The 20781-nt window shown below is 51.0% G+C and carries 21 protein-coding genes and 1 pseudogene; 12 read left to right on the top strand and 10 right to left on the bottom strand.

Features of this window, described 5'->3' with window-relative positions; genetic code table 11:
- Nucleotides 1–54: 54 nt before the first annotated feature.
- Nucleotides 55–804 carry a tRNA 2-thiocytidine biosynthesis TtcA family protein gene (locus B3K89_RS02245; protein ID WP_293894890.1) on the bottom strand — a complete coding sequence of 250 codons (750 nt, stop codon included), beginning with the start codon at nt 802–804 and terminating at the stop codon, nt 55–57.
- A gap of 4 nt (nt 805–808) precedes the next feature.
- On the bottom strand, nt 809–2068 hold the full coding sequence (locus B3K89_RS02240) for an HD domain-containing protein (RefSeq protein WP_293894892.1): 1260 nt from the start codon (nt 2066–2068) through the stop codon (nt 809–811).
- Between the two features lie 110 nt (nt 2069–2178).
- Here B3K89_RS02240 and B3K89_RS02235 point away from each other — a divergent pair, with 110 nt between their 5' ends.
- Together B3K89_RS02235 and pdxA are read left to right on the top strand one after the other, a co-directional pair.
- The gene (locus B3K89_RS02235; RefSeq protein WP_293894895.1) at nt 2179–3390 is read left to right on the top strand and encodes a four-carbon acid sugar kinase family protein; all 1212 of its coding nucleotides are present in this window, start codon (nt 2179–2181) and stop codon (nt 3388–3390) included.
- 9 nt (nt 3391–3399) lie between these two features.
- On the top strand, nt 3400–4368 hold the full coding sequence (pdxA, locus tag B3K89_RS02230) for a 4-hydroxythreonine-4-phosphate dehydrogenase PdxA (protein WP_293894898.1): 969 nt from the start codon (nt 3400–3402) through the stop codon (nt 4366–4368).
- 52 nt (nt 4369–4420) lie between these two features.
- Here pdxA and larA read toward each other — a convergent pair whose 3' ends face one another.
- A complete protein-coding gene (gene larA, locus B3K89_RS02225; RefSeq protein ID WP_345907006.1) occupies nt 4421–5770 on the bottom strand; it encodes a nickel-dependent lactate racemase in 1350 nt (449 codons plus the stop codon).
- Between the two features lie 77 nt (nt 5771–5847).
- The gene (locus B3K89_RS02220; protein ID WP_293894904.1) at nt 5848–6876 is read right to left on the bottom strand and encodes a 2-keto-3-deoxygluconate permease; all 1029 of its coding nucleotides are present in this window, start codon (nt 6874–6876) and stop codon (nt 5848–5850) included.
- 119 nt (nt 6877–6995) lie between these two features.
- Here B3K89_RS02220 and B3K89_RS02215 point away from each other — a divergent pair, with 119 nt between their 5' ends.
- The 4 genes from B3K89_RS02215 (at nt 6996) to B3K89_RS02200 (ending at nt 11391) form a co-directional block, all read left to right on the top strand.
- Nucleotides 6996–7439 (top strand): hypothetical protein, encoded by a 444-nt coding sequence (locus B3K89_RS02215; protein WP_293894907.1) that lies wholly within the window; start codon nt 6996–6998, stop codon nt 7437–7439.
- An 86-nt stretch (nt 7440–7525) separates the two neighbouring features.
- The gene (locus B3K89_RS02210; protein WP_293894910.1) at nt 7526–8551 is read left to right on the top strand and encodes an ABC transporter substrate-binding protein; all 1026 of its coding nucleotides are present in this window, start codon (nt 7526–7528) and stop codon (nt 8549–8551) included.
- Nucleotides 8552–8607: 56 nt separating this feature from the next.
- Nucleotides 8608–10299, top strand: coding sequence for an ABC transporter permease (locus B3K89_RS02205; protein WP_293894913.1), 1692 nt, complete (start codon nt 8608–8610; stop codon nt 10297–10299).
- A gap of 9 nt (nt 10300–10308) precedes the next feature.
- Nucleotides 10309–11391, top strand: a complete 1083-nt coding sequence (locus B3K89_RS02200; protein WP_293894916.1) for an ABC transporter ATP-binding protein — start codon at nt 10309–10311, stop codon at nt 11389–11391.
- A gap of 3 nt (nt 11392–11394) precedes the next feature.
- Here the strand turns inward: B3K89_RS02200 and B3K89_RS02195 are convergent, their stop codons facing one another.
- Entirely contained in the window at nt 11395–11724 is a 330-nt protein-coding gene (locus B3K89_RS02195) for a hypothetical protein (RefSeq protein WP_293894919.1), read from the bottom strand.
- Nucleotides 11725–11803: 79 nt separating this feature from the next.
- Here B3K89_RS02195 and B3K89_RS02190 point away from each other — a divergent pair, with 79 nt between their 5' ends.
- Nucleotides 11804–11977: a hypothetical protein gene (locus B3K89_RS02190; protein ID WP_345907005.1), complete on the top strand. Its 174-nt coding sequence runs from the start codon at nt 11804–11806 to the stop codon at nt 11975–11977.
- Nucleotides 11970–12413, top strand: a complete 444-nt coding sequence (locus tag B3K89_RS02185) for a hypothetical protein (RefSeq protein WP_345907004.1) — start codon at nt 11970–11972, stop codon at nt 12411–12413. The genes B3K89_RS02190 and B3K89_RS02185 overlap by 8 nt, the downstream gene beginning before the upstream one ends.
- Here the strand turns inward: B3K89_RS02185 and B3K89_RS02180 are convergent.
- Nucleotides 12380–13285 carry a cation transporter gene (locus B3K89_RS02180; RefSeq protein WP_293894925.1) on the bottom strand — a complete coding sequence of 302 codons (906 nt, stop codon included), beginning with the start codon at nt 13283–13285 and terminating at the stop codon, nt 12380–12382. The genes B3K89_RS02185 and B3K89_RS02180 overlap by 34 nt on opposite strands.
- Nucleotides 13286–13742: 457 nt before the next feature.
- Here B3K89_RS02180 and B3K89_RS02175 point away from each other — a divergent pair, with 457 nt between their 5' ends.
- Both B3K89_RS02175 and B3K89_RS02170 read left to right on the top strand, forming a co-directional pair.
- Entirely contained in the window at nt 13743–14081 is a 339-nt protein-coding gene (locus B3K89_RS02175; RefSeq protein ID WP_345907003.1) for a hypothetical protein, read from the top strand.
- A complete protein-coding gene (locus B3K89_RS02170) occupies nt 14078–14542 on the top strand; it encodes a hypothetical protein (protein WP_345907002.1) in 465 nt (154 codons plus the stop codon). The genes B3K89_RS02175 and B3K89_RS02170 overlap by 4 nt, the downstream gene beginning before the upstream one ends.
- On the opposite strand, the gene B3K89_RS02165 is transcribed toward B3K89_RS02170, so the two are convergent.
- Both B3K89_RS02165 and B3K89_RS02160 read right to left on the bottom strand, forming a co-directional pair.
- Nucleotides 14525–15634, bottom strand: a complete 1110-nt coding sequence (locus B3K89_RS02165; RefSeq protein ID WP_293892314.1) for a GGDEF domain-containing protein — start codon at nt 15632–15634, stop codon at nt 14525–14527. The genes B3K89_RS02170 and B3K89_RS02165 overlap by 18 nt on opposite strands.
- 109 nt (nt 15635–15743) lie before the next feature.
- Entirely contained in the window at nt 15744–15944 is a 201-nt protein-coding gene (locus B3K89_RS02160; RefSeq protein WP_345907001.1) for a hypothetical protein, read from the bottom strand.
- Between the two features lie 221 nt (nt 15945–16165).
- Here B3K89_RS02160 and B3K89_RS02155 point away from each other — a divergent pair, with 221 nt between their 5' ends.
- Nucleotides 16166–16573 (top strand): hypothetical protein, encoded by a 408-nt coding sequence (locus B3K89_RS02155; RefSeq protein WP_293892311.1) that lies wholly within the window; start codon nt 16166–16168, stop codon nt 16571–16573.
- Between the two features lie 17 nt (nt 16574–16590).
- Here B3K89_RS02155 and B3K89_RS02150 read toward each other — a convergent pair.
- Nucleotides 16591–18143, bottom strand: a pseudogene (locus B3K89_RS02150) (TRAP transporter permease).
- Between the two features lie 173 nt (nt 18144–18316).
- On the opposite strand from B3K89_RS02150, the gene B3K89_RS02145 reads away from it, so the two are divergent.
- A complete protein-coding gene (locus B3K89_RS02145) occupies nt 18317–19231 on the top strand; it encodes a prenyltransferase (RefSeq protein ID WP_293892305.1) in 915 nt (304 codons plus the stop codon).
- On the opposite strand, the gene B3K89_RS02140 is transcribed toward B3K89_RS02145, so the two are convergent.
- Complete coding sequence (locus tag B3K89_RS02140) at nt 19200–20420, bottom strand: MFS transporter (RefSeq protein ID WP_293892320.1); 1221 nt, start codon at nt 20418–20420, stop codon at nt 19200–19202. The genes B3K89_RS02145 and B3K89_RS02140 overlap by 32 nt on opposite strands.
- Nucleotides 20421–20781: the final 361 nt, after the last annotated feature.

The following is a 20781-nucleotide window of genomic DNA, read 5'->3' as shown; positions in this document are numbered from 1 at the left end:
AGGCTATCATCCCACATTTCAGGTATGGATGTAAACAGGCCAGAGAGCCATAAGTTACAGCCTGCCCGTAAATTGATGGGCATGATAGATGTGCTCGCGGGTCAGCTTGTCGAGTCGGCCGAGGTCCTTGACAATGGGTTTGAGCCGGGCTCTGATGTTGGTCTGGTCGTAGGGACATACAGGCTTTACCACCGGCAGGTCATATGCATCTGCAAGTCGCTGGGTGACAGCTTCGTGAATCTCTATCATCGGCCTGATGATATGGATTTTTCCCTGAAAAAACGGCTGGACGGGTTGCATGGTGGAAAAGCTTGCACGAAAGCAGAGGTTCATCAGGCTGGTTTCCACAAGATCGTCGAGGTGATGACCCATGGCAACCAATTCGATATTGTTCTGCTCACAGTAGTTGAATAGTACTCTCCTTCGGTTTCTCGAGCAGAGGTAACAGTTGAACTCACCGTTGAAGGATGCCGGGTATTGGTGCTCATCAACAATGGTAAAATCATAGCCGAGATCGGTAAAGTACGTAGTCAGCTTCCGGCGGTATTCATCGGGGATGGGATGCTCGATCCAGTTGATCATCAACGCCTTCAATTCGTAGGAGATCGGCAGCCAGCTGCGACGAATCGAAAGGGCGAGGGCCAAAGCAAGGCTGTCTTTTCCCCCAGAGGCTGAAAGGAGCACTGTTTCGTTTTCTCGAATCATTGAGTAGGTATTGATCGCCTTGCCGGTGTGTTTGATGAAACGCATCACCCAAGGGGGGATGTCTCCATCGATGAGGGTGCGATACGAGAGTTTTTCCATGCAGTCAGAGCTCCAATGCCTCCAAAATCGCTTTTTGTGCAATACAGGAGGGTGTGAAGATTCTGAATTTTCTCAGGCTTTTTGTAAAGACCTTACCAATATCATAGGAAAATATTTGGTCGAAATCCCAAAAGCGCTTGAGCGTTCCCCCTTCACCAAGAATGGGAATATCCGATTCAAAAGAGATGGGTTCAGGAATATCGACGATGACCTGGGACTCTGGAACCCCGAGCCTGGAGGCAAGGGCAGATTCGAATGCAGTCCGGCCGGCCACCTCTCCTGTTTGTGCTTCCAGCACTCCCTGTGCCTCATACGTTTTCTCAAAGCCGAGACGGTAGAGACGATTGTCCCGTACTGCAGCAAACAGCGGGGCGTTGGGAAACTTCTTCAGTGATGGGAGCATGAAGAACTGCTGGTCATCCAACCCATAGAGGTCATCAAAGCTGAGACTCCCGTCGGCAAGCGAGAGCAGCACAGCCTTCTTGATCATTGCTGTTGCACTGCGGGTGGTCTTATGCCAGTACACATTGCGGTACATCAAGTACTTGCTGAACAGAAGGTGTTCAATTGATCCGATGGCTTGCTCGGTGACGGCAAGCTTGGAGTCGACAACCGTCAGTTGGTCGGTGATATACGAGACATCCTGGGTACCGTAGGGAACCCCGCAAAAGAAAGCATCACGGTTCAAGTAATCAAGCTTATCGGGATCGAGGGTGCCTGAGAGGATAGTGCGGTACAGCTTGATTTCTTCATCGTCACAGGGGATCTGCTCATCGATGATCAGTCCAACCTTCTCACTTTGGATTCCGGCTTGCTCGATGGCCTGCCTCAGGGATTCGTTGCCGCAGATGAGACGGTTTGCCATTGCCTCATGACTGGAAAGCGGCAGTTCCTTCAAGGAGTGGGCGAAAGGAAAGTGGCCGATGTCATGCAGGAGGCATGCACACAAAAAGGTCTTCATCCCTTCTTCGGTGCAGGGGAGAACCAAATTCCCTGAGTTGGCTTGCTTCAAAAGACTGGTAAGAATGGAAAACCCGATATGGTAGACGCCCAGGCTATGGTCGAGCCTGGTGTGCACCGCTCCGGGGTAGAGGTGAAAGGTCGGCCCCAGTTGCTTGATCCTTCCCAGTTTCTGAAATACTGCATCGGCGATGATCGGCTTGAACGACAGTGGCAGATGGATATCCTTCCACAGCGGATCGCGGATGCTGAACTGTTGTTCGCCGTAGAGGCTGCAAAGTAACGAAGTGTAGGTGCGCTGCATGCATAGATAGTAGAACAGTGCTCCTCCTGTGTAAAGTGAAGAGAGAAATGAGTGGCGCCCTCGCATCAGGGCGGATTAGAATGATGACAAGCTATGAAAAGGAGTAGTGCATGCAAACCTATTTGATCATCGCCGATGATTTTACCGGAGCCAACGACACCGGCCTGCAGCTTGTCCGCCGCGGTGTACCTACGAGGGTGCAGATAGGACATCTGCGGGAACTTCCCGCACGGTATTCGCTGGTGCTCGATACCGAGTCGAGGAATCTGTGTCCTCAGGAAGCAAGAGAGACTGTCAGGGCGGCCCTCTCGGATGTGGATCCATCCTCATTTTCCATCATCATGAAGAAAATCGACTCTACGCTTCGAGGCAACATCGTCGATGAGGTGGGCGAGGTGGCAAAGCACATGCATGTCGATATTATCGTTGTAGCAACGGCGTTTCCCGATATGGGACGCATTTGCATGGACTCGGTGGTCTATGTGCACGAGAAACGGTTGAAAGAGACCGAGCATGGCAGAGACCCCCACAAGCCGGTGACCGAGGATAACCTGTGTACGCTGTTTGGCTCGTTCCATCGGGTGGTGCATCTTGGTCTGGATACCATCCGGTCCCGTTCCTGGCCGATGTTGCGCGATGGAGTGGTGGTGTGTGACTCCACCAGCAATGAGGATCTGAATCTCATTGCCGCATGGGCGCTCTCTTTGAACAAGAGAGTGCTCTTTGTTGGGAGCGCCGGCCTTGCCGAGGCTTTGGTCAACCAACAACACCCTACAAAACCAGTGTTGGGCTTGGTCGCCAGCTTGAGCGAGGTGAGCCGCAAGCAGGTGCTGTATGCCCGGAAAAAAGGTATCTGTACCGTCAGTGTCTCCGTGTGCGACCTGTTGGAGAAAAAAGGCCTTCACAGTTATGCCGAACGGATTCGTCTTCTGCTCTCGCAGAACAAGGACGTCCTGCTGGTCGCCTCCTCTGTTTTGGAGCATGCAGAGTATGAAGCTTCCTTGGAGACAGGTGCGCGCTTGGGCCTTACGGAAAGCCAGATTGGGATTGCAGTTCGACTGGCTCTGAGCTCCATTGCCAAGGAAGTGATGGAAACACATCAGATAGGCGGCTTGTTCCTTACCGGAGGCGATACCGCCTTCGGCATCCTCGAGCTGCTTCAAATCAACGAGGTTGAGATTCGTGAAGAGGTCTTGTTGGGCCTTCCCCTGCTGGAAGTGGTAGGTACGAAGTATGATTCGCTCAGGCTTGTCACCAAAGCCGGGGCGTTCGGAGGCGAAGATGCAATTGCATACGCACTTCGGGTATTGCGGGAACTATAGGAGCATACTATGAAACGATTTGGAATAACAGTCGGAGATCCTTGCGGGATCGGACCGGAAATCACCTTGAAGGCACTGCATGCATCGACCGCCTATCAGCAGCAGGCGCTTCTCTTTGGAAGCCGCGCCATCCTCGAACACTACAACAAGGCCCTCGGCTTTGGGTTTGCATTCAACGCCATCACAACCATCGGCGATTGGAAGGAGGGGATGATCAACCTCTTCGACCCCATGCCGGAAGTCAAAGCCGAGGACATCGAAATCGGCAAAGTAACGGTGCTTGGTGGAGAACTGGCTTTCCAGAGCGTCTTGGCATCGATAGAATTTGCCTTGCGAGGAGATATCTCATCGGTGGTCACCGCTCCCTTGAACAAGGAGGCCCTGCACCTGGCAGGGCACAAGTTCGCCGGCCATACCGAAATTTTCGGAGCCTACACGCACGGGACCTCCTATGCCATGCTGCTCTGGAGTGAGAAGCTGAAAGCCATCCATGTCTCCACCCATGTTTCCCTTCGACAGGCGTGCGATGCCTGCACCAAGGAGCGTGTACTGACAGTCATCCATCTTGCTGACGAGACCCTCAGGAAGGCCGGGTATGCAAGGCCCCGGATCGCCGTTGCGGGGTTGAATCCCCATGCAGGGGAGAACGGCCTGTTCGGAAGTGAGGAAATCGAGCACATCATCCCGGCAGTCGAAGAGGCAAAAGCCGAAGGCCTTGCAGTCGATGGACCCATCCCACCTGATACCGTGTTTCTCAAAACGATGAATGGCTCCTACGATGTGGTGGTGGCTATGTATCACGACCAGGGACATATCCCGTTGAAGATGCTTGCATTCGACAGCGCTGTGAATATCACCGTGGGCTTGGATGTCATCCGCACCTCGGTCGATCATGGCACGGCTTTTGATATTGCCGGCAAGCTCATCGCCAGCGAAAAGAGCCTGCTTGAAGCAATCTCGATAGGAATGAAACTCTAGGTGCAAAAAAACAGGGAGAAAAAGCCTCTCCCTGTCTTGAAACACTCCACACCTATTGTACATAGGGGATGGAGTACGGGCCATCGCTGAGCCAGACAATCTTCAAAGGTCGTCCGCCTTCGCGCTTTTTGATCAGGTCCAGCACGGTTTTGACTACCTCGCTGTACTCCTTGCTGTCGGTCAGAGTCGCAGCATTGATGCCGGGAAGCCCCGGTCCATCGGCTTTCGTAAGCTGGGGTGCAAAGTAGTAGTAGTGGTCCAAGGGAATCTTCTCAAAGACCGGTGCCCACTTCTGAACCTGCCACTGGTCGGGGATGAAGGGCCAATCCTTGCTGTGCAGCACCTTGATCAAAGCCTCAGCGCCGCAGAGTGACAAGATTGCCAGAACGGTTTTGTACGTGATTGAACCAATGATGTCCTTCTTGTCGGTGAAGTTTGCGATGCTGATCAAATACCCGTTCTTCTTCAACGCACCGATTGAGGCAAAGGCGGCTTTGGCGCTCTGGTAGTGGTTGATGCCGACAAAGCCGCCGTGGGTGATGACAATGTCTGCTTCTTCGGCGATGGGAACCTTGGCATAGCCTTTCACCATCTCGAAGGCGGCCAGATGCGCAGCCTCAAGATCGCCTGCGTACACTCCCGTGATGGCAAACTTGTGGTCAAGGGTGACATTGACAATGAAATCGACTCCTGCCATTTTGGCGAAGGCCAGCGACTCTTCATGCACCGGGTTCCCTTCCAGATTGAGATCGCGGGAGTCCGGATGGCCCATGAGGTCGGCCCCATGGAAGAGGAAGGTCCCGTGTTCACTGATCAGGCCGGGACAGACCGACTTGCGTCCTCCACTGACTCCTGCCATGAAGTGGCTTTCCACCAAACCGGTGAGGATCTTCAGGTCGGCTTGCACATAGATGTTGTTGATTTTCACCTCGCTGCCGCGTTCGGTTTTGCCAAGGTAGGTAAGAATTGACTCATCCTTGCAGTCATGATTGACCACTGCGATGCCTTTCTCAAACACCCACGGATCGATGATGCGATCGATTTCCTCGGCGGTCATCGGACGATGGGTGCCGGTGGCGATCAACACGGTGATATTCCGACTCTTGTACCCTGTCTCGAGCAAGGTGGTGAGAATGGGAACGAGGATGTTGCCCTTTCCCTTGTACGGAACCGGTCTGGTATTGTCCGAGATGACAATGACAGCCGTAGCATCCTTCTTTTTACCAAGCTTCTCCTTGGCAATTACTGAAAGCGGCTTGCTCTGAATAGGTTCGTTGAGTGCTTGCACAATGGCAGCCTCGGGCTCGGAGAGGGCAGGGGGGGCCGACATCCCGTAGCATACGGTTGCATCGGGAAGCAGTAGATCCCTGTTTGCAGGATCTATAGGATTGTGTACACGCATAAAGTCCTCCTGAGACTGAGAAAGACGAGCAATTGCTCGTCTTTCTGATCGATTGTATACAAACGAGTGCTTCTAGCTTAAAGCTGTTGGCCTGTTGCGTCAACCGCAACGCTTGCCGTGATGGCATGCTCATTGACCAACCCTCGTTTCAGTTCCCAGCGGTAGAAGAAGTCCACCAAGAACGGCACCAAGATTGCAGTAACAATGATGGATGCGGCTACCTGTACAGTGGCTTTCTCAGCAAACGGCAACCAGGAAGGATCGACAGCTGCAATAGCAGCAGGAGTTGCAATGGCGTTTCCTGCGGTTGTCCCGACGCCGGCACCAACTGCAGAAGTTCTTCGCATTTTCTTGGGTACCAACCACTTGTAGATGAAGTAGGAAGGGACACCGGTGACGATCAGGGTCATGACACCCAGAATGATACCGGGAATACCCGCTTGGATGATTGTCTGGAAACTCAAACCTGCACCAAGGGGGAATGAGAAGGTGAAAATGGCGATGAACATACCGGGCTTGAGGAAGTCGCGGAACTTCTCATCCAGGTTGCCCAGGACCATACCGACAAGAATGGGAACGATGACGGCTACCAAGCTCATGATAGGGATGGTTGCAACACCGGCGATTCCCATGAACATCATTTCAAAGAACGGCCCGTCGTTCGATGAGATGACTGCAATGGCACCGACGTCGGATTCATCACCGTACTTTGAAGCAAGAGCAGTATAAAGTCCTCCATTGGAGTTGGACATGGCCGAGATCATGGCAAGCGGGGTAACGCCTAAAAATGCTGCGGTAGGTCCCGCTGTCCGAGCGAAAAGGATACCGATGATAAGGCCGAAGAACACCTTGCTGGTGTTCAACACGACACCTTTATACAGCGAAATACCGGCGGTTTTCAGATTGATCTGGGCTCCACTGCAGAAGAACAGCAGAGCAATCAAGGTGAGCGACCCGGTTTTAAAGAATGCTGTGGTGAAGCTGCCTATGTTCAGTGCACCAGGGAAAAACGTATTGAAAATTACACCAAGAACCAAAGGAACAACCATCATACCGCCAGGAATCTTGTTGATCGTGTCAAAAATCGGAACTTTTCCCATCTTCATGTTGTGCTCTCCTGTTTGTTCTTGTTGTCTTTGCGACATTTTTGTGTATACAATAACACATCGATGTATAATGTCCAGAAAAATATTGTACAAGTAATTATTTTCCGTTTGGAGTGCGTATGAAGCGTGGAATTATGTTGAAAAAGAATACAATGAGAAGGGATTGTATACTGCTCGCCCTTGTTGCCTTGCTCCATTCTCCGCTTTTTTCAAGCCCGAAGCCTCTGCTTCCCATCGATCAAAACATCGGCCAGATCATTGCAGTGGAACCACAGAGCGTTGAAGAGCAGGCGAAGCGCTCCCTCAGTCAGGACTACTCTCTTTCCTGGGTTGAAACCTATGTACCCGAGTCCATCAGGACGGGCTTTGTCCATACCTATGACCGACTCCTGGCAGCATTGCTGCCGCTTGAACAGATACAGATGGCTTCTCATATCCAAAGAGGCCATCTGCTTGAAGTTCCCTTTTGCTATCATGCACCGGCCTACGGATATGGCAGCATGACATGGATGCAGAATGAGGATGGAAAGTTTGTCTTGCTCTCCCTGTCGGTGCACGAATGAATTTGTGAACACTATGGTAAAACCCTTCCATTGCCAGGCGCTTAAACAATGGTAAAATGTTGTGTAGCTATTCTATGGAGGTTCTTATGAAACAGTGTCTGGCAAGTGTGTTATTGCTTCTGTGTCTGTTCACTCCTCTTGCTGCCCAGGGGTCGAAGGAGGATGGGCAGGCGGCAAAGGAATTGGTCGTGTATGCAAGCGTTGATGAAGCGAATGCAGTGAAGATCCTCGATGCGTTCACCAAGGATTCAGGCATCAAGACAAGCTTTGTACAGCTTTCCAGCGGTCCTGCCCTCACAAGAATCCAGGCAGAGAGCGGCCGTCCGCAGGCCGATGTCTGGCTCGGCGCCCCCAGCGACAACCATGTGATTGCAAAAACGCAAGGTTTGACGATTCCGTATAAAGGGGCTGCATTTGAGGCTCTTGGAGCAGAGTTCAAGGATGCAGAAGGCTACTGGAGAGGCTTCTATATGAATCCACTCTGTTTTGGCGTTAATACTGTTGCTTTGGCCAAGGCCGGAGCATCGATGCCTACAAGCTGGGCCGATCTGCTCAAACCGGAGTACAAGAACCTCATCCAGGTTCCGACCCCGCAGGCCAGCGGTACTGCAACCACCATGGTCTACAGCCTGATTGAGATCATGGGCGAGGATGAGGCTTTCGCTTATATGGCGAAATTGAATGCAAACATCCAAACCTACACATCCAGCGGCACCGGCCCTTCAAAGGGCGTCAATGTCGGGGATGCAGCCATCGGAATCCAATTCTCTCCTGCCTTCTTCCAGATGAAGGCCAACGGTCAACCGATTGAAATCGTGTTCCCCAAGGAAGGCTTCGGTTTCGAGTTCCCGGCCGCCTCAATCCTCAAGGGAGCCAAGAACTATGAATCAGCAAAAATCTTCATGGATTGGCTGGTCAGCAAGAAGGGCCAGGATGTACTGAAGTCGACCGGTACCTACTTCTATCCGGTGATAGACGATGCAGAGATCGATCCGGTCATGCCCGCATTCTCCACCCTCAATGTGGTGGGAGTCGATTTGGCGTATTACAGCTCCCGCAAGGCCGAATTGGTCGAACGCTGGGTCAGTGAAGTACTCTCTGCCAAAAAGTAAGACGTTCCACGTTCTCCGGTGGTTCTTACACCGGAGAACCTTGATCTGAGGTGTTCATGAAACAACGAATCATCTCCTCGTGGCATGATGTAATCCGGTTAAGCAAGGATCCCCTGCTTCTGGGGGTGATTCTCCTGCTTTTAATCTCCTTGGTTTTATTTATCATCTATCCTCTGTATAAAGTCGTTGTAGTAAGTTTTCAGGTCGACGGTTCCTTTTCCATCAAGAATTTCACCGACGTAATGACCTATTCCAACGGCTATTACCTGAAGGCTCTGTTCAACTCATTGTGGATGGGCGTTGCTACAGCCGTGCTCGGAACGTTCATCGCCTACATATTTGCGTATTCCCTCACCAGGGCGAATATCCCTGGCAGGAAATTTTTCAATTTGATCGCCACCATTCCCATCATCAGCCCTCCCTTCATCGGGGCTCTGGCGGTGATCATGCTCTTCGGCCGCAATGGATTTGTAAGTTCAACCCTGCTCGGCATGCAGAACGCCAATGTGTATGGGCCGCGGGGTTTGTTGTTTGCCCAGGTCCTGACATTCTTTCCCGTTGCTTACATCACCCTCCGGGGTGTGCTGGAATCGATCAGTCCGACCTTGGAGGATGCCGCAATGGATCTGGGTGGCAACCGGTTCACCATCTTCCGAAAGGTCACCCTCCCTCTCTCCATTCCTGGTATTGCCAGTTCGATGCTGGTGCTCTTTGTGGAATCGCTTGCCGATTTCGGCAACCCGCTTGTGTTGGCAGGGGCCCAGTTTCCCATTCTCAGCGTCCAAGCGTACCTGGAGATTACTGGAATGGGCAACTTCGCTAAAGGTGCGGCTCTTGCCTTCATCCTCCTGGTTCCCTCGGTTTCAGCCTACTTGCTGCAAAAGTATTGGGTCAGCAAGAAACAGTATGTGACGGTGACAGGAAAGCCGACGCAATCGAGCAATGATGTGGTCAGCCCCACTGCGCGCCGGCTCTTGTTTGTTGTCTGCTGCCTCATTGCAGCCTGTATTATTCTCGTGTATGCAAGTATTGTTTGGGGTGCTTTCGCCGAGTCATGGGGAAACAGCAACAAGCTTACCCTGCAAAACTTTGTCTATGTGTGGCGTGTGGGATTTGAGTCGGTACTCGATACCTTGGTCATAGCAGGGCTCTCGACTCCGCTTGCAGGAACCATCGGCATGGTTATAGCATTCCTTGTTGTCCGTAAACAATTCTGGGGCCGCAAGTTCATGGAGTTCTCCTCCATGCTCAGCTTTGCCCTGCCGGGAACGGTTGTGGGTATCGGATACATTCTTGCGTTCAACCAACACCCTTTCTACCTTACCGGGACGTTGCTCATCCTCCTGCTCAATTTCATTTTCCGATATCTGCCGGTAGGTGTGCAGGGCGGGGTTGCCGTTCTCAAGCAAATCGATCCTTCAATCGAGGAGGCTGCCATCGACCTGGGGGCGGACAGCAACAAGACCTTCCGAAAGGTCACCCTGCCCTTGATGATCCCGGCTTTTTTCAGCTCCTTGATATTCAGCTTTGTCCGTAGCATGACAGCCATCAGTGCTGCAATCTTTTTGGTCTCGGCACGATGGAAGTTGATGACCGTGCAGATCATGAGCCAGGTGGAGAGCGGCCGCATCGGGGCGGCTGCCGCCTTCAGCCTCATCCTGGTTGCCATTATTCTGGCAGCCATGGCCGTCATCAAACTGATTCTTCGGTTGAAGTATCATACCACCAGCTCTATTCTCAGCCACTAGGAGTTCTCAATGAGTGTAACCTTAAAAAATATTACAAAAATTTTTACCGACCAGGATGACAAGAGTAAGGAGTTCACTGCAGTCGATTCGGTCAACATTGAGATCAAAGAGGGTGAGATGGTCACCTTCCTTGGTCCTTCCGGCTGTGGAAAGACTACTACGCTAAGGATCATCAGTGGTTTTGAGAAACAAACCAAGGGGGATGTCTTCATTGATGGGCAGTTGGTGAACGACCTGCCTGCGAACAAGCGCAACTCATCAATGGTATTCCAATCCTACGCCATCTTCCCCCACCTGACGGTGGAGCAGAATATCGGCTTCGGTTTGGAGTTGAAGGGCATGAAGAAGAGCCAGATCAAGGGCGAGGTTGATACCATCATGGCAACCATGGGCTTGTCCGCCTTGGGTGCACGTCAGCCAAGTCAGCTCTCGGGTGGACAACAACAGCGCGTCGCCTTGGCACGGGCCATCGTAACAAAACCCAGGGTCCTCTTGTTTGACGAGCCGCTTTCCAATCTCGATGCGAAGCTTCGCGACCAAATGCGGACTGAAATCCGCAGAATTCAGCAACAGTTCGGGATCACCAGCATCTACGTCACCCATGACCAGGCTGAAGCGATGACGGTCAGCGACCGAATCATGGTGATGGACAAGGGGAGAATCCAGCAATTGGGTACTCCGTTTGAAATTTACAGCCGCCCGACCAACCACTTTGTGGCCGACTTCATCGGCAGGGCGAATTTCTTCAAAGGGATGGTCAAGAAGATTGACACGGACTTGACCCTTGAGATCAATCAGAAAGAGTATCGCTTCCCTTCCTTCAACAAGGATGTCGTGGTAGGCAAGCGTGCAACGGTGGTCCTGCGTCCCGAAGGCTTGAAAATCGAGAAGCCCAATGATCAGGCATTTTTCAATGGAGTGGTGCAGGAAGCTGTCTATTTAGGATCTACCGTAGAGTATCAGATAACGGTCAAAGGAAGAACCGAACCCATCGTGGCAATTTCCTACAATCCGGTCAAAGAGGGACTGTATCGGGTAGGGGACCAAGTCGGGGTAAGCTTTGATGCCATCAGCGCCCATGTGATCAGTTGAATATTAAGGCTGTTGCTTCTGGATAACCAGTACAAACTCACTGGTTTCTTGAGCCGGTGGTACCATCTGGTTTCCTTTTTCAGCTAAATAGGCAGTCAATAACGAAAGGTCTGCATCCAGGTCTTCGAGACTGAGAACGATAGTGGTGTCTCGGGGCTTCACCACAATCTGCACATGTTCCATATCAGCTTGGTCGAGCAACGGGCCCTCCCACTCGCTCTGATCTGGATTGACAGGCGGGATTTTACTGTAGACACCACAACCTGTGAGCAGAAGTGTGCAGAGAGCCAGCAGTGCAAACTTGTAGTGTATTGCATGCTTGTTGCATTTCATCTGCTGCCTCCCACCTTGAAAACCTTCAACTTCATACCTAAAACAACCGAACATTGAAAAGATTACAAACAGAAATCGTGTGGCCACAGATGAGAAATACGCTACGGTAAGCCCGATGTGGAGGGGCTGTGGCACTCAATCGGTTCTGATGTATCTGAAAGTCGATACTGCTGGGCAGATTATTGTACCGCAGAAGTGTGAACGAAGTCCCAACGCAGGATTGCCACCCTACAAGGTGCTCAGCCTTGACTGAAGAGCTCCCACACCTGTCGGCCATTCTGTTTCCCATCAGCACCAAGTGGGAGGAGTGCAATCGCCGGTCTTTCAATGGGTGGGTATGGAGTGTTGAAGGCTGTCCTGACCAATCCAATGCAGTCGCCAGTATGAGCGGAGCGCTCGACATTGTATCCCCGGCAAACCGGAAGCAGGACGAAAAGCCGCCGTTTCCCGCCGAATTTGAAAACACCTTCGGCCCGCTTTCCTGTCTTGCGGGCAGCAATGATGATCTGTTTGCACTTGCCCAAGGTATTGGGGCGGTGCAACCACGATTGTATATAACCTGTAAAGCGGAGGATTTTTTCTATGAGGACAACAAACATTTTGTTCAAACGTTCTCAGGGCGTCTGAACATCACCTATGAAGAGCTTTCCGACTCTCATGCCTGCTGCAGTGACGGCAAGGCTGTGTAGTCCACCCAGCGGTCGTCAAGGGTGAAGATGATATCGGCCTCACACCAGTTGCTGTAGGAGTAGAGGGCTTTGAGTATTTCCAGCCTGATGGAATCGAGCTGCAATACAGATCGTTCTTCTTTCAGATAGATATACATGAGTATGTTCAATGACCTGCCCTGTTTGGATGCAAAGACTTCGGCTTTCAGAAAATCATACTTGCGCACAAACTTGTATGCGATTCGTTCCAAGGCTGCTTGAGTCGAACTTGCCGGTGCGGCTCCAAGCAGTTCCTTGCTGTATTGGACCAAATCCTTGCCCAAAAGAGGAATCATGCAGACAAGGAACCCCAAGGTGAGGACCGGATCGATGTATCGCATCAACAAGGTCAGGGAAAATCTTGAGGCAATGTAGGCGATCAGCATCGCCGACAGGGAAGCAAGGCTGAGCAGGGTATCAAGCAGCCAAGCCTTGCTCTCCGCCCTGAGAACCGGGCTTTTTGCACGGTTGGCTTCGCGTTTGAGGATGGTATACACCGCAGCGCATACCACAAGCGATAATGCTGAGATGGGAAGTGTGATATTCACCGAAATCTCATAGCCGCCGGTAAACAGCGAGAGAAAGGCTGAGGATCCAATGGCAAGGACCATGACCAAGAGCGTGATCGACCTCATTACCAAAAAGAAGGGTTCGAAGGCCGCAAAGCCGAATGGAAATTTGTCGTTGTCACGTTTGAACAACAACGTTACCACCTGGCCTGAGCCAAGTATGAACAGGCTTTGGATGAGAGAGTACAATCCATCAAGGAGGAGTGAACGTGAAGAGGCTAGCTGTGAAGCCACTACTCCCAAAAGGCCGAAGAGCAGGCATACAACGGTTGTAAACCGCAACATTGAAATTTCTCGTGTTTTGATACGCATAAGGTTTTATGAGTCCGGCACCGCTGCTTATACTCCTCTGAATATCCGCCGAAGGTGCGAAGTATTCACTCCAAAGAAAAGGGAACAGAGAGATGGTGCTGGAAACTATATAACTATACTACAAAAAAAAGGCTGTTGGCACAAGAGCCCGGGTTGTCTGTGTGCGCAGGCCGTGATTGGGATATTGCAAAAATATAAGAAACACTATACTAATTGGTATAAATTCTTATTCTTTTCCTGCGATTGGCACAAAAAAGGCCCCATTCTGGACCAATGTCAGGGAGAAATGGACTTTGGTTGCTGGTTGTTCTCCAAAATATGGTGATTGGGGTAAAAACTATGCTTTTAGGGTAAATGCTATAGTCCGAAAAATTGGGGGACTTTTACGTATCAATAGCTTCCTCTGAGTTTTTCCAACTACACGGGAGGCATGGCTCTGCCTGTACCTTGGGTATGGCATAAAGAACGGCGTCAAATACGCCAAGACCAGTACTATGTCCTGTGCAACCTTGCCAATTGCCATGCCGGTGACTGGTGGGATGGCAACTATGTGGGGATTCTCTACCCCGATGCCAACCTGAGCAGACAGAGGATCAGCGACATGCTCCTCTCCATAGGGGATGAGGGCGTTTATCGGGACTTCTTCAAGGAATATGTGAAGCTCCTTGCCAGGAGGGAGGAAGTGACCGATATCCTGATCGCCGGCACGGGCCTGCCCGACAACATCCATTTCCCCCTTACGGCCATCAGGACATCAGCAACGAGATGAGGCTCATCTCTGTCCTGCAGCAGGAAACCGGGCTCCCCCTCTTCATGCACTACTGCCCCGCAAGCGTCGTCGACGTCAATACCCTGACAAAGACCATCCTCGAGCTGAAGGCGAACGGGATACGGACCAAGTTTGCAATTCTGGACAGTGGATTCCACTCCCTCTCCGATGCCAAGGCAAAAGTGGAACAGACATACGAGAATGCCGCAGCACAAGTGAGGGCCATCCAACAGGATATCGTTACGTATCGCATGAATTTGATCCTGCAGTTGAGAGAGTATGAGAATAAGCAGGTAGTATTGGAAACCGAGCAAATACGGTTCGGTGCAGGTGTTTCCGATGCATCGATGCTTCGGCAAAAAGAGCTCGACGTCATGCAAGCTGCATTCACAGTCCTAGGCACGCTGCGTGAGCTGGAGTATCTGTATGTACGGATGCAGCTCTCAGGACTGCTCCCGTAACATCCTGCGTTGCTCGCTCTTGTTTCGATACATCGCTTCATCGGCAAGGTTGAAGGTTTTTCTCAAGCCGATGCCTGCTTCCTTGTTGCTGATCGCATACCCATAGGCGATGGAGATGGGGTGGACCCTGCTTTCGTTTGCCGAGGCAACCGATTGCAGAAGATGTTCCTGATAGACGGCAGGGTCTGCTTTTTTTGAGCGCGGGAGAAGAACAACGAACTCATCGCCACCGATGCGAAATACCTTTCCTTCAGGTTCAAAGGCTGATGTTAGGATCTGGGCAACGCATGCCAAAAGGCTGTCTCCCTCCTGATGGCCCCATACGTCGTTTGTCTGTTTCAGGTTGTTTACATCAAACATAAAGATTGCACTGTCCTGTTCGTGGTACTGTCGTGCGAGCAGTTCCTGCTCGAAGGCTTCACGGTTGTATACTTTTGTCTGGACATCGTAATCAAACTGGGCTTCCTGGGTGATGAGATAGTACAAGAGCAGCGAAACCCCTACGGTGCTGAAGACATAGATTTCATCACGTGTGGCCAATTGGAAGCCTGTGGAGAGTATCGGCAGCGTGTACACAAAGCCAAGAAGGAATTTCGAGGGGACTACCCTTGTTTTATTGATCTGCAATAATTTGATCAGAATCCATCCATAGTAATACGCCGAGAAGGCTGTGACGAACCAAAAATACGGCCCCCTCTGGTAGGTATTGTTGGTAAGAATCGTGAAATACCAACCGCTTTGCATGGATAAAATGGAAATCAGGATATTCACTGCCATGGGAATGAACAACAAGAGTTTCTTGGCAAACGACCATTCTGAGCAGTCGAGGTAGAAGAGTACGATCATCGGCACCAGGGGGGTGAGTGCGTAGCCCAATGCGTAACTGAGATAGTGCACAGCCAAAGCAGCATTGCCTGGCTTCTCACTGATGAGTGCTCCTACGATTTCCGCTATCAGCAGGATGATGGTAATGACCGAAGCGAAGATGTAGTACCAGTTCTGGCGGGACCCCGAGAGATGCCGTTTCGCCAAATAGATGGTGAAGAGCAGGGGAAAGATGCTGAAGATGTTCACGATTACTACGGTTTGCATGCAGGTGTCCGCCTGCTACCATCGTACACAAAACCGTGGCATTTGCCTATAAAATTGTTAGGCAATTCACCAAGTGGACGCAAGGCTTTCATTTTCGGGTATGCTCTATTCACATCTGCCAGTGAAGACCGGCAGAGAAAATAAGTGATGTACTATTGCCCCTGGTGCAGGGCAGGAGATTGTCGGTCCAGGTTTCTCCTACATTTTCGCTCGTTCCGTTGGCTGTTCCCCCAAAGAAACGGGCGTTTGCAAACAAGGAGTATCCTTCACTTACCAGGTATGATGATGAGTGTTCGTTTGATTGTGTCACGAAATATAGGAAAAATATTATTGTAGTAAATATAGTTGAGAGAAATATGTTACCCTTTGTTGTCATTATGTCCTTGGAATCTTCGCTCCTCGTGTCCTACTACGCTATATATCGGTGAGACATGAAAAAAGATTGAGAATCATACATCAATGTTGTATGCTACAGGTAATCAAAGCGATGATTTCTTCCCTCCTGGGGTACAATCTTTGGTAGGAGAAGGTATGAATACACATCATGAGAAAGAACGCGTTCAGAAGACCACCTTGGTATACTTGGTGGTCATGGTCCTCGTCGTTGCCTTGATTCTGATTGCAGTCTCCAATCCCACGTTCAAGGCTGTAGCCAGTATACTTGTTGTCCTGGTCTGTGCGATTGCCATCATCATTCAGTGGATGTTGCTGGGCAAGAGGCCGGAAGGGGACAAGGAACCTGTACAGCAGGCGCAAAAGGTCGAGCAGCAGAAAGCTGAACGTGTCTCCACCCAAACCGGTGCCCCTTGTGAAGTCAGTGGACAATACCACTGCAGTGAACATCCTGAGCGCAAGGTGTCCATGGAAGAGGGCAAGCGCTTTCCACCCTGCAGAGGTGACAACAAAGGCCATTCGGCAACCTGGATATTAGAGGCTTGAAGGGGATAACCGATTGGTTATGCTTGCATTTCGACGTTCTGCTTCACCTTGTTGGCTGCATGCCGCTGTACAAGCAGGATGAAGACCAAAAGCAATAAGCCGATTGCATCCTGGACGACATTGGCGGTGATAAGCAACAAGGCACCTGCAAACGCAAGGATGCGCAGGATGTTGTGCATGTTGGTGAACAGGTACCCTTCAGTTGCCATTCCGATCATACATACTCCGATGATTGCTGTAATGGAGACCCTGATCGCAATGAAGGGCGTGGTATCTATCAAAAGCAAGGCAGTGTTGTAGATGAACATATAGGGGACGATGAATCCTGCAAGCGAAAGCTTGACTGATTGCAGGCCGGTTTTCATCGGGTCGCCACCGCTCAGACCCGCAGCAGCAAACGACGCAAGGGCTACCGGCGGGGTGATGTTGGCAAACATCGCAAAGTAGAAGACGAACATATGAGCGGCAAGCGGGGGGATTCCCAGTTTCACCAAGGCAGGGGCGGCCATGGTGGCGGTAATCAGATAGGCAGGGATGGAAGGAAGGCCCATGCCCAAAATCATGCAAGTGACCATGGTAAGGACGAGCGTCAACATGAGATTTGATTGGCCGAGCTGAATGATGGCATTCGCCATATTCAAGCCGAAGCCGGTGAGGCTTACCACACCGATGATGATTCCCACCACTGCACAAGCAACGGCAACCGAGACTACCGCCCGGGTTCCTTCGCTGAATGCATCGAGAATCTGTTTGAACGTCATGCGTGTGGACTTGCGTGCCATGCTGACGGCAATGGTTGCAACAATCGCCCAGAATGCACTGAAGATGACAGTCGCTCCACTGAAGAGCAGCATGTAGAGCAAAAATGCAATGGGAATGAGCAGGTGTCCCCGCTCACGCATGACATCGCGTACCTTGGGAAGGTCTTCCTTGGGGATTCCTTTCAGGTTCTTCTTGGAAGCCCTGAGTTGAACCTGTACAAGAATGCCCAGGTAGTACAGCAGCGCGGGAATAGCAGCACTTATTACGATGGTTCCATACTTGATACCCAGCATTTCAGCCATGATGAAGGCAGCAGCTGTCCGCCGACCGAAGCCGATGATTCAAAAGCCCCGGCAAACTCCTTGCTGTATCCGGTTTTCTTCATCAACGGGATGGTAAAAGCTCCGGTGGTTACTACGTTTGCCACGGCGCTTCCGTTGATTGAAATGAGAAAACCGCTGGCGATGACGGCAACCTTGGCAGGACCTCCCTTTGAACTACCTGCAAATGCCAGTGCAAGGTCATTAAAGAACCTTCCCATTCCACACTTGTTCATAACCGTACCGAACATGATGAACAGGAAAATATAGAAGGCGGCAACGTCGACGGAGGTGCCGTAGATTCCTTCGGTGTTGATGAAAATATGGTTGACCAAGGCCCGCCAGTCATAGATGCGGTGCATGAATATTCCGGGAAGGTTCCGACCGACCAGGCCATAGAGGAGAAAGAGCAGGCTGAGTATCACAAGCGGCCAGCCTGAGATTCTTCTGCTGGCTTCCAGGACAAGTACGATGAGAATGGTTCCCATCACTACATCCGTCGTGTTGGGACTGCCCATGCGGTTTCTAAAAATCATGATTATAGAGATGCATAGAGTTTGCATCAATATGCAATACCAAGAATACCGGTAAGATTATGGTGAAATCAAGCGAAAAAGGATTTACTGTAGTAAAACAGCGAACAAATCGCTACTATACCGGCATGAAAGCAGCCCAATTCTTCCACATTGTTGAGATGCGCACCAAGATCATCAGTATGGGAACCTTCTTCTGTGCAAGCATCTATGCACTCTCACAGACAGGATCGGTGAAGCCTGTCAATGCCTTGGTCATGGGTCTTGCGACGCTCTTCATCGATATGGGAACGACTGGTTTCAACACCTTTTTTGACTACTGGAGAGGAGTCGATAATGCACTCTACACCAAGGAACCGGATAAGGTTCTGGTGCACCAGGCTGTCAGCCCCATCATGGCTTTCCTGGTTTCCCTCGCACTTTTCGCCCTGGCAGCCCTTTTGGGACTTTATCTGGCCTGCCTGACCAGCTGGAATTTGATTCTTGTCGGAGGTGTGTGCATGCTTGTCGGCTTCTTCTACACCGGCGGTCCGCTTCCCATTTCAAGAACCCCATTTGGTGAGGTGTTTGCCGGTTTCTTTCTGGGAACCATGTTGTTTCTCATCACCTTGTATGTGCAGGGTGTGCCTCCAAGTGTAAAACATGTGGTGGTTACCGTACCGTTCCTGTTGATGATCGGCATGATCCTTTCGGTGAACAACGGCTGTGATTTGGTCGGTGACAAAGCAAGCGGACGCAAGACGCTTGCCATCCTCTTGGGCAGCGACAAGGCCTTTGGCCTCATCGCTGTCGAGGGCCTGGGTGCCTATGCCATCTCATTTCTTCTTGTAATCCTGGGCTATCATCCATCGACTCTGGCCTTTTGCCTGGTCCCTTCGCTCGTGTTGTACAGCAAAGCACTGATCGAAGTGAAAAAGGCAGGTCTCGATGCCGAACACAAGTCGGTACACATGCAGTTCGCATCAAAAAGCTATCTGCATTTCTGTCTGGCCTTTATCGCAGCCTATGCGCTTAGTATAGGGTTCTCTGCTCCGGCTTCTTGATGGTTGCAGCAAAGATTGAATTGATTACTCCCAATACGGCCGAGAGGGTGAACAGCACCTCGATTCCCAGTGTTTTCCAAATGTAGCCACCCAGTAATGCAATCATGACGCTGATCAGGTGGTTGACTGAAATGCCGGTTGTAAGGGTTGCCGTAAGCTCTTCGCGGCTTGAGGAAAGGTCGCGTACATAGACGTTGGTCGCCATGCTTGCCAAGCTGATGATCGAGTCCAGCACAAAGTTGATGCAAACCACGATGAAGGCGATATGCATGGGAAAGATGCGGTGTGCAAAGCCGTACATGAGGCACACGACAACCAGGATCAGGGTGTCGGCCACCATGATTTTCTTATAACCCAGCTTGTCCACCAGCATTCCGATGGCAGGACTGAGGAGCATTCCAAAGACTGCACAAATGGCTAGAAGCAGGGCGATGACCGAGGTGTCTGCCCCATAGAAGAGGATGAGGGCATAGGGTGCGAAGGTGAGAAAAATCTGCTTGCGCGCCCCGTAGAAAATTTCCAGCATATAAAACTTGTTGTATTTCTTATTGAAGTACAATCGAGAACGCTTTACCGGTTTCCCTTTGTCCTTCATGGTAAGGGCGATCATGGTGGAGAGAAGCAGCAGGATGGCGGCGATCAGGAAGACTATGCGAAAACCTACAAGAGAGTCCCGTGCATAGCCCAAGCCGCCAAGCACGAAAAAAAGCAGCGATACCATCATGTAGCCTATGATGTTGCCCCCGTGGCTGATACTGGAAGTCACTCCCAGGCTGGCTCCACCCTTGTCGCTTTTTGCGTAGGAGAGGGACATCGAGCTCTTGATGGGCATGACGATATGCTCGCCGGTACTGAACACCACCATGAACAGGATGACAACCACCTTGCTCGACCCGAGCAGCAGCAGGCCGAGCACGCCGCACAGCATGATCGCCGTTCCAATCTTGAACACCTTGGTTTCAGAAAGCCGGTACATCCAGGCAAGGATGAAGACGAGCATAAGACCGGGAAGCTCTCGGAAGAATTCTACAATACCTCGTTCAAATTCGGAGATCTTTACGATTTCAGCCAGGTAATTGTCCTGGATGCCCCGATAAAATCCATAGGCGAGACCCGAAAATAAAATGGTGGCCAAGAAGATTTTCACTCCCTTGTCCCCTGAATAGATGGATGGTTTTTTTGCGTGCATGACAGGTTCTCCCGTTCCCTTACAGCCGACTATGCTTATAAACGGAAAGGATGTCAACAATGATTCTACTGCTGGCCTTCGAGAACCTTGTTAATATCGGGCATATCCCTCATCAAACCGATAGTCGGCAGAGCTGCAACGAACGATGTCAAATTATAGTGACCCCTCTTTGGTCAAGCAGGTTATACGGTGCACTATGCTGATACCTTCACTGGAATGGCCTGAGCTCAGAATCGAAGGAGCTCTCAAGCGCATAGAAGCCTATCTTTAGGTTGCCAATTTGCAGTATCCATCGTAGCCTAGCGTGAGTTTACAAGTTATCTGCCCCGTTTGGGGCTTTTTTTTACCCTAAAAGGAATTG

Source organism: Sphaerochaeta sp. UBA5849 (assembly GCA_002432715.1).
In the GTDB taxonomy this organism is placed as follows: Bacteria; Spirochaetota; Spirochaetia; order Sphaerochaetales; family Sphaerochaetaceae; genus Sphaerochaeta.
The sequence above is the reverse complement of the archived record's forward strand: the minus strand, read 5'-3'. Positions and strand labels throughout refer to the sequence as shown.